The following is a 1,174-nucleotide window of genomic DNA, read 5'->3' as shown; positions in this document are numbered from 1 at the left end:
ACCACTTGCAATTTGCTTTTTAACCTGCGTAACAATTCTGCCTCATCTCGTATTTCTGACTTATCTATCTCGACACTGCTTAAAACATCAATATAAGCTCTGAGAATTGAGTTTTTAGTTATTCTTTCTTTTTTATTCTGTGTGGAGCGATTTCTCATTATTTTTCGCTCTAATTCTGTCAGAAATTCTAATTGGTCTGTTCGAAGCAAGATAGACAATTTTACTTCAAAGGTTTTAAATTTAGGCAATCTAACAGATTTAAGATGTGGTTCTTTCTTTTCAAATGTTGTAATTTCAAATATAGATTCTGCTCCTTTACCTAAAACAGCTCTTTTACTCATAACTAATCACCTCTTTTGCTAATTTATGATAATCTTGTGCTCCAAAGGAATTAGGAGCATATTTTTCAATCGGGAGACCAAAAGATGGCGCCTCGGCTAATCGGACATTCTTACGGATTTTTGTATTAAACACCATATCTTTAAAATGTTCTTTGATTTTTTTATAAATAGCCTCACTTAGATTTGTTCGAGAATCATACAGCGTGGCAAGGACACCACATATTTTTAAGGTATGATTTAGTCTTTTAGTCACGACATCAATTGTTTTTAATAACTTTTTCATTCCCTCTAATGCAAAATATTCTGTTTGAACCGGGATGAGCACTTCTTGAGCGGTCGTAAAGGCATTTAAGGTTAAAAGTCCCAAAGAAGGTGGACAATCGAGAAGGATATAATCATAGTCTTTATCTATGTTATCCATACTATCTTTAAGTGCCGATTCACGACCAATAACATTGACCAATTCTATCTCTGCCCCGGATAGTTCAATATTTGCCGGAGCTATATCCAATCCTTTAATTTCCGTAGGCATAACGACATCTTTTACTGTTTTCTCCGGGTCAACTAAAACATCATACATTGATTTTTGTAAGTCATAAATTTTAATTCCCATGTGAAGTGATGCGTTTCCCTGCGGGTCAAAGTCAATAAGTAATACCTTCCGGTTAAGATTAGCTAACGCCGTCGCCAGATTTACGGCTGTGGTCGTTTTTCCACAACCACCTTTTTGATTAGCAATGGCTATAATTCTGCACATAATTCACCTCCATCCGTTAAGTTCCAAAGTTCGGAATTTATTATACCATATTTTGTAGATAAATGTAAAGAAAAAA

2 protein-coding genes are annotated in these 1,174 nt (G+C 34.8%); both read right to left on the bottom strand.

Going from position 1 to position 1,174, the window contains the following annotated elements; genetic code table 11:
- Nucleotides 1–341, bottom strand: a 341-nt coding sequence (locus tag AB1422_19570) for a hypothetical protein (GenBank protein MEW6621501.1), incomplete at its 3' end; no start/stop codon positions are given.
- Complete coding sequence (locus tag AB1422_19565; protein MEW6621500.1) at nucleotides 334–1,098, bottom strand: AAA family ATPase; 765 nt, start codon at nucleotides 1,096–1,098, stop codon at nucleotides 334–336. The genes AB1422_19565 and AB1422_19570, both read right to left, overlap by 8 nt.
- Between the last annotated feature and the right edge of the window lie 76 nt (nucleotides 1,099–1,174).

This window comes from bacterium (assembly GCA_040757115.1).
Classification (GTDB): Bacteria; UBA9089; CG2-30-40-21; order CG2-30-40-21; family SBAY01; genus JBFLXS01.
Note: the sequence above shows the minus strand (reverse complement) of the source record. Positions and strands in the feature narration are given on the sequence as shown.